The 7,018-nt window shown below is 68.9% G+C and carries 9 protein-coding genes; 4 read left to right on the top strand and 5 right to left on the bottom strand.

The window, feature by feature from the left end:
* Window positions 1-34 precede the first annotated feature (34 nt).
* The 4 genes from ACZ4FV_RS31815 to ACZ4FV_RS31830 all read right to left on the bottom strand — a co-directional run bounded on the left by ACZ4FV_RS31815 (window position 35) and on the right by ACZ4FV_RS31830 (window position 4,022).
* Window positions 35-1,054, bottom strand: a complete 1,020-nt coding sequence (locus ACZ4FV_RS31815) for a hemolysin family protein (RefSeq protein WP_465323865.1) — start codon at window positions 1,052-1,054, stop codon at window positions 35-37.
* On the bottom strand, window positions 1,051-2,385 hold the full coding sequence (locus ACZ4FV_RS31820; protein ID WP_465323866.1) for a hemolysin family protein: 1,335 nt from the start codon (window positions 2,383-2,385) through the stop codon (window positions 1,051-1,053). The genes ACZ4FV_RS31815 and ACZ4FV_RS31820 overlap by 4 nt, the downstream gene beginning before the upstream one ends.
* Window positions 2,386-2,678: 293 nt before the next feature.
* Complete coding sequence (locus ACZ4FV_RS31825; protein ID WP_465323867.1) at window positions 2,679-3,608, bottom strand: M56 family metallopeptidase; 930 nt, start codon at window positions 3,606-3,608, stop codon at window positions 2,679-2,681.
* Window positions 3,609-3,611: 3 nt separating this feature from the next.
* Window positions 3,612-4,022 carry a BlaI/MecI/CopY family transcriptional regulator gene (locus tag ACZ4FV_RS31830; protein ID WP_465323868.1) on the bottom strand — a complete coding sequence of 137 codons (411 nt, stop codon included), beginning with the start codon at window positions 4,020-4,022 and terminating at the stop codon, window positions 3,612-3,614.
* A gap of 140 nt (window positions 4,023-4,162) precedes the next feature.
* Between ACZ4FV_RS31830 and ACZ4FV_RS31835 the strand changes: the two genes are divergently transcribed.
* From ACZ4FV_RS31835 to ACZ4FV_RS31850, 4 genes are all read left to right on the top strand, one after another.
* On the top strand, window positions 4,163-4,378 hold the full coding sequence (locus ACZ4FV_RS31835; protein ID WP_465323869.1) for a hypothetical protein: 216 nt from the start codon (window positions 4,163-4,165) through the stop codon (window positions 4,376-4,378).
* Window positions 4,379-4,402: 24 nt separating this feature from the next.
* Window positions 4,403-4,561, top strand: a complete 159-nt coding sequence (locus ACZ4FV_RS31840; protein WP_465323870.1) for a hypothetical protein — start codon at window positions 4,403-4,405, stop codon at window positions 4,559-4,561.
* Window positions 4,562-4,629: 68 nt separating this feature from the next.
* On the top strand, window positions 4,630-4,905 hold the full coding sequence (locus ACZ4FV_RS31845) for an AIM24 family protein (protein WP_465323871.1): 276 nt from the start codon (window positions 4,630-4,632) through the stop codon (window positions 4,903-4,905).
* A 948-nt stretch (window positions 4,906-5,853) separates the two neighbouring features.
* Window positions 5,854-6,426, top strand: a complete 573-nt coding sequence (locus tag ACZ4FV_RS31850; protein WP_465323872.1) for a TerD family protein — start codon at window positions 5,854-5,856, stop codon at window positions 6,424-6,426.
* Window positions 6,427-6,525: 99 nt separating this feature from the next.
* Here the strand turns inward: ACZ4FV_RS31850 and ACZ4FV_RS31855 are convergent, their stop codons facing one another.
* Window positions 6,526-6,846, bottom strand: a complete 321-nt coding sequence (locus ACZ4FV_RS31855) for a hypothetical protein (protein WP_395874005.1) — start codon at window positions 6,844-6,846, stop codon at window positions 6,526-6,528.
* Window positions 6,847-7,018: the final 172 nt, after the last annotated feature.

Genomic DNA, 7,018 nt, shown 5'->3' on the forward strand with positions numbered 1-7,018 from the left:
CGATCCCATCGGGGCGGACGCCGTCTTCGTGCGATCAGACCCGATTGGGTCGGTGGCCGACGAGTTCCTTCAATACGTCGGCCATGGTGACCAGGCCGACGAGTTCACCGCTGTCGTCGGTGACGGCCGCCAGGTGGGCGCCGCTTTGGCGCATGACGGTGAGTACGTCGTCCAGGCGGGTTTCCGCGGCGACCTTGGTGATCGGGCGCAACGCGTCGGCGACGAAGGGGTCGTCGCGATCGGTGGCGTCGAGGGCGTCCTTGACGTGGACGTAGCCCAGAACGCTGCCCTGGTCGGTGACGGGGAATCGCGAGTAGCCCGTCTCGGCCGTCAGTTGCTCCAGTCGTGCCGGTGAGACGTCGGGGCCCACGCGTACCACCCGGGACAGCGGGAGCGTGACCTCCGAGACGGGGCGCTCGCCGAGTTCGAGGGCGTCTCGAAGCAGGACGCTCTCGCTACGGTCGAGCAGGCCGTTCTCGCGCGCCTCGTCGACCATGTCGGCGAGTTCGTCGCCGGTGAACGCGGCGTTGACCTCGTCCTTGGCCTCGACCTTGAACAGCTTGAGGATGGTGTTGGCGATCGTGTTGATGCCGAAGATCAGCGGACGCAGGGCCTTGGTCAGGGACACGAGCCCGGGACCGAGCATGAGGGCCGCGCGGTCGGGTGCGGCCAGGGCGATGTTCTTGGGCACCATTTCGCCGATGAGCATGTGCAGATAGGTGGCGAGGGACAGCGCGAGCACGAACGCGATCGGGTGGACGGCGCCGTCGGGGACGCCGATCGCGTCGAAGGCGGGCTCCGCGAGGTGGGCGATGGCGGGCTCGGCGACCATGCCGAGCACGAGCGAGGAGATGGTGATGCCCAGTTGCGCGGTGGCGAGCAGCGCGGACAGGTGTTCCAGGCCCCACAGCACCGATCGCGCGCGACGGTCGCCTTCCTCGGCGCGTGGTTCGATCTGGCTGCGGCGTACCGAGATAAGGGCGAATTCGGCGCCGACGAAGAACGCGTTGGTGAGCAGCGTGAGCAGCCCGATGACGAGCTGTAGGGCGGTCATGCGTTCTCGTCCTCGGTGTCGTCGACCTTGGGTGGCTCGATCAGGCGCACGCGTTCCGCGCGGTGCCGGGTGACTTCGGTGACGGTCAGCGTCCACCCGTCCACCATCACCGCGTCTCCAGGGGCGGGGATGCGCGACAGTTGGTCGGCGACCAGGCCGGCGACCGTCTCGTAGGGGCCGTCGGGTGCGTCGAGACCGAGCTCGTGGAGTTGGTCGAGGCGATATCCGCCGTCCACGTCCCACCGCGGGTTGCCCTCGTCGTCGTGTCCGTCGGCGACGATCTCCGGTCGTTCGTACGGGTCGTGCTCGTCGCGGACGGCGCCGACCACCTCCTCGACGATGTCCTCGAGGGTGACCACGCCGGCCGTGCCGCCGTGCTCGTCCACCACGATCGCCATGGTCTCCTCGCCGCTCAACAGGTCGAGCAGTTCGTCGACGGGGAGCGTGTCCGGGACCAGTACGGGTCGGGGGCCGAGCTCGGCGACGGTGCGGTGCAGGCGTTCGGCCTCCGGTACCGCGAGGGCGTGCTTGAGGTGGATGACGCCCTGGACGTCGTCGAGGCTGTCGGTGAATATCGGAAAGCGTGAATGTCCCGTGGCCCGGGTCAGGTTGACCACGTCCGCGGCCGTGGCCGACACGCGCAATCCGTGCACGCGCACGCGTGGCGTCATGATCTGCTCGGTGGACAGCTCGCCCAGGGTGACGGCGCGTGCGAACAGGTCGGCGGTGTCGGAGTCGAGGGTTCCGGCCTTCGCCGAGTGCCGGGCCAGCGCGACCAGCTCCTGGGGGCTGCGGGCCGAGGCGAGTTCCTCCGCCGGCTCCATGCCGAGCCTGCGTACGGCCCGGTTCGCGGTGCTGTTGAGGTGGTTGATCAGTGGTGAGAACACCGCGGTGAAGGCCCGTTGCGGCCCGGCCACGGCCTTGGCCACGGGCAGCGGATGCGAGATGGCCCAGTTCTTCGGGACGAGTTCGCCGAACACCATCAGGAAAACCGTGGACAGGGCGACGCCCAACACGAGTGCGGTGGTCTCGGCCGGAACTCTCGACCAGCCCATGGCTTTCAGCGGGCCCGTGAGCAGCGTGGCGAGGGAATTCTGGGCCAGCATGCCGATGACGAGCGAGGTGACGGTGATGCCCAGCTGCGCGCCGGAGAGCTGAAAGGTCAGCCTCCGGACGGCCTTCAACACCCCCGCCGCGCCGCGTTCACCGGCGACGACCGCCCGCTCGACCGTGCCCCGGTCGACGGTGGTGAGGGAGAACTCGGCGGCGACGAAGAGACCGCAGGCGAGCACGAGCAGGACGGCGATACCGAGAAAGACGATCTCCATCACCGGCTCACCGCCCCCATCGCCGGTCGGTGGATCGAGTGGGTCGGAATAGCGAGTAGCGGAACGTCCATCGGTGCTGCGGGTGCCCTTCTACGGCGAATCGGGTGGGCCGCCGGCAAAGTGACCGGGCGTCCTACGGCGCTCTACTTCTACTCGATTGTAAAAGCAAAGCAAAGAGGCCGGAGGGCGCGAGTACTTTCGAGGGACTCTTCGCAGCTCCGATCACAGACCGCCGAAATGCTCCCTCGCCGACCATACTGCTCCCAGGACGATCGGGCGCATCCCATCGATGCCCGTCACAGCGGCGTCGCGGCAATCAGAAGCAGGGCGAGGGCGATCGCCGCGTTCACTGAGGACAGCACGGACAGGGTCGTTCCCATGGCGGCGACGAGCGCGGCGATGCCCGCGCGCGAACGCGGTTTCGGCCACGTGTCGAGCGGAGCCGGTCCGAGCAGGGCGGCGACGCGGCGGGGCAGCCGTCCCGGAGCGGCGAAGGCCGGCGCGGCGGGCGACGCGAGAGTCTTCGAGGCCAGTGCGGCCTTGCCCACGGCCAAGGCGATGGTGCGCCGATCGCCGACGACTTCGGCGGCGTCCTCGTCCGCCCAGCGCTCGACCGTATAGGCCACCGCGGACTCGATCGGCCGCAGCAGCGGGTGTGCGCAGGCCGCGAGCCGTGTCGCGGTCAGCGCCAAGTGGTGTCGGCCCCGCAAGTGGGCCCGCTCGTGGGCGATGAGCGCGCGACGTTCCTCGTCGTTCAACGGCGTGAGCATGCCGGTGGACACCACGATGCGATCCGGCGGCCCACGCAAGGCATAGGCATACGGCGTCGCGTCCGGCAGGACGGTCAGTTCGGTCGTCGTGGGCACGCCCGCGACGGCTTCCAGGGCCAGACGGTGCTCGGCGCGACCCCGCCGGTGGGTGACGACGACACCGAAAACGACTCCGGCGAAGACCGGAATGGCGAGGATCCCGAGGAACCGTACATGGGGAATCGCTTCGCGTACCTCGGGATCGGACGAGCCGTCGGGCAGCGGATTCCCCGGCAACTGCGCCGTGCCGACCACGACGAGCAGGGCGAGGCAGACCGTGCTGCACGCGGCGAGGACCACCGAGACGATGGTCAACAGCCGCGTGGCCGTGCGGGGGTGCAGATGATCACTCGCGAGCCGCGCCACGGGGATCGCGGTCAGCGGGAGCACCAACGGCAGGTACAGCGCGAGCCACATGCCTCAGCCCCGACTCTCGGCCGAACCGTCCTGACCCAGCAGCGTACGCAGGATCGACTCGTCGTCGGCGGACAACTCGGAGACGAAGCTGGCCAGGACGGCTTGCCGATCCGCCTCGTGGTCCAGGAGCTGGCGCATCCGGCGGGCCACGATGCCGGCCTCGTCGGCGAGGGGCGCGTACGCGTACGCCCGGCCGGACCGGACGCGGGCGAGCAGGCCCTTGGCGTGCAGACGCGACAGGATGGTCACCACGGTCGTGTAGGCCAGATCACCGCTCAATTCACTCTGGACCCAGGCGGCCGTCCTGCCACCCTCCGCGACCCACAGGAGCGCGAGCACCTCGGATTCCAGCTCGCCCAGGCCGCGACGTCCGCCTCGCGCGGACGGCTTGCCGGGACTTTGACGGATTGTCACATTGCCTCCGGTCCCTGTTCCGACGCCGGCTTCTACAGAGCTGTAGAGTACCGCTGCGGTCGGTGGCACCCGCAATGCAAGGTACGGCTGAACGCCCTCGAACGCAGCCACCCGGTCCCGGAAAGCAGAGGTGGGCCGCCATGCAGAGCCCGATGTTCCGGCACTTGGTGGCCCCCGACTCCCATCGGTTCGCATTGCAGAGCCCGCAGGTGCTCGCCGTGCGCTTGAATCAGCACTCCGGTTCCGAAGTCCTGGCCCGGAAGGGGTCCATGGTCGCGTATCAGGGCGCGGTCGAACTCGAGGGCTATCCCGTATTGCCCGGTGCCCGGCAGGCGTTCGCCGCCACCGGCGAGTAACTCGACTTGATGCGCTGCCGCGAAATGGGCTTGGTCTATCTCGCGCACCTCGCGCAATACGTCTACATCCTCGACATCGACAACGAAGGCCTGGCAATCGACGGGGACTTCGTCCTGCCGCTGGACCCGCACCTGACTTGGAACATCCTTGCCGTGGCAGTGCCTACACGGCGCAGGTGGTGAGCGCCTGCAACCTCGACATCCGAGGGCAGGTCAAAGTCGCGATCATGTGTACCGGAGAACCTCTGGTCATGCGAGCAGCACCCGACAAAGAGGTGTTCGCGGACACGGGCGCGGTGATCGGCTGGAGTTCGGGCCTGATGGTGCGGATGGAGGCCCAGGCCACCAGTCAGCGGATCTGGAGCAGGCGACGGACCGGCGGCGAGGGCTGGACACTCAACTTCACCGGCCACGGTTACGCCGTCGTGCAACCGTGTGAGGCTTTGTCGCCGACCGCGGCGAACACATCCGGAGGGGCGTTCGGTATGCGTGAGGGAGGCCATCGGAGCAACCGGTGGGGAAGTTGACGTCCGCCGTCGTTCTCGATGCCTCGTCGACGTTCGTGTCCCGATCCGAGGTTCGTCGGGGGCCGGGACACGAACGCGTCGATCAGCCGATCATGCGGTCTCGCGGTGCCATCATCAGAATCCGCCGCCGCGGCCAGGACTATGACGATGCCGATGGTGATGGGGGCGGCGGGCGAGGAATCGCCGTCGTCCTTGGCCGCCGTGTCGGTGTTGGCGGGCGGGGACGAAGCCGGGACGGCCGGAGACGGGCCGGAGGGAGAACCGATCGGTGGCGGTGTGGTGGCCGGCGCGGATGCGGGCGGTGACGGTGGTGTGTTCGGCGCGATGGGGGTGGCCCTGGGAGTGGGGGCCGGCAGCCTGAGGACCGGAGCGGGGTTGCCGTGTTCACCGGCGGGTTTGGCGGCGCCGAGGTCGGCACAGCGGTCGACGCGTGGGGGTTGGGCGAGCTTTCGGCGCTCGCCGTCGTGGCCGCGATGTTCGCCCGATGCATGCTCCGACGAACGTGAAGCCCGCCGGCACGACCGCTCCCAAGCCCGCCGGGCGACCTCGGGGAAGACGAACTGTCCGCGTACAACGCCCTCCCGGCTCGCCTGGCCGGACGCGACCGGGCGGGGTAGGACCCCTCACATGCCGGACCGGCCGAGGCGGAACACATGACCCGAGGCGTACGAACTCGCGCGCCGTGCGGACAGTGACGTGCGTGGGAGACGACGCTCCGCTGCCACGTTGGCACGTGCGGCACGGTGGTGGCCGCAGGAGACAACTCCTCCTTTGTGTAGCCCTGTTCGTTGATCCTACGGCTACCGGATGGCAACCCTCAGCTTCTACGATGCTGTAGATTCATCGTGCTCGGACAGGTGGCCTACGACCCTGCGGTGAAGACCGCCCACGGTCGATGCACGCCGTTTCCGTATGCATATCGAGCTTCGTCGTCAGGGGGCATCCGCCATGGCTGTGAACGTTTCCAAGGGCAGCAACTTCTCCCTCTCCCGTACCGAACCGGGCATCGCCAGCGTTGTGGTCGGCCTGGGATGGCGGGTCAACACCGGTCCGGGCGACGTCGACCTCGACGCGAGCGCCCTCGTACTCGGTGGCGACGGGCGAGTCCTGTCGGACAACCACTTCGTGTTCTTCAACAACCCCGCGACGCCCGAGAATTCGGTCCTCCACACCGGTGACAACAAGACCGGCGAGGGCGAGGGCGACGACGAGCACATCGCCGTGGACTTCAATCTGCTTCCGGCGCAGGCGGAAGCCGTGGTCTTCCTGGTCTCGATCCACAACGACAACGGCCCGGGCAACACCTTCGGCCGGGTGCGCGACGCCTACATCCGCGTTGTTCACCAGGCCACGGGCGTGGAGATGTGCCGGTACGAACTGACCGAGGACGCCCACGACCAGACGGCCATGGTCTTCGGCCGGCTCTATCGGCGCGACGGCGAGTGGAAGTTCCGGGCGATCGGCCAGGGCTACAGCTCGGGCCTGGCAGGCATCGCCAAGGACTACGGCGTCAACGTCTGAGAGGGCAACGGGGAGAACACGGGGGCCGGCCACCCGTTCACGCCGTCCGATCACGCGGCCGGCCCGGCGGCGTTCACGATGCTCGACGGCGTCGGGCGTTCACCGTCGGAGCGGTGTTTCCCCGGGGTCGGCCGGAGCTTGGCTCGTGTGGTGTTTCGCGGTGAGGTGTCCCGGGCGTAGCCCGAGCAGGAACGCGTGGCGACGGGCGGCGCCGATCGCCGCGGCGCCGGCGTCGTCCAGGATCCGGATTGCGGAGAAGTCGAAGTCGATGTCGACGATGTGGTCGGGTAGCGCGTTGATGCTGTGCAGGAGGGCTTGGCGCACTCCGTGGGCGACCGTCGCGTCCACCACCTGGGGGAGTGTCACCAGCGCCCGGCCGTCGTCGATCACGCGCACACGGACTTCGCCGTCGTCGGTCACTGTCTTCCTCTGTCCGTAGGGATCGACCTCGCCTCCGACGTTGTGGTGTCGGTCGAGGATTGGTGCCGTGACGTGTGCGGTCGGTCGGGGGGGGGGGGGGGGGGGGGGGGGGTGGGGGGGGGGGGGGGGGGGGGCGGGGGAGGGGGGGGGGGGGGGGGGGGCGGGCGGAGGA

This window comes from Embleya sp. NPDC025285 (assembly GCF_055558835.1).

Bases quoted from the DNA above. Each gene is read 5' to 3' on its own strand.
- ACZ4FV_RS31825 (WP_465323867.1), bottom strand. From the start codon at position 3,608: ATGTGGCTCGCGCTGTACCTGCCGTTGGTGCTCCCGCTGACCGCGATC.
- ACZ4FV_RS31835 (WP_465323869.1), top strand. From the start codon at position 4,163: ATGCAGAGCCCGATGTTCCGGCACTTGGTGGCCCCCGACTCCCATCGG.
- ACZ4FV_RS31845 (WP_465323871.1), top strand. From the start codon at position 4,630: ATGCGAGCAGCACCCGACAAAGAGGTGTTCGCGGACACGGGCGCGGTG.
- ACZ4FV_RS31840 (WP_465323870.1), top strand. From the start codon at position 4,403: ATGGGCTTGGTCTATCTCGCGCACCTCGCGCAATACGTCTACATCCTC.
- ACZ4FV_RS31815 (WP_465323865.1), bottom strand. From the start codon at position 1,054: ATGACCGCCCTACAGCTCGTCATCGGGCTGCTCACGCTGCTCACCAAC.
- ACZ4FV_RS31850 (WP_465323872.1), top strand. From the start codon at position 5,854: ATGGCTGTGAACGTTTCCAAGGGCAGCAACTTCTCCCTCTCCCGTACC.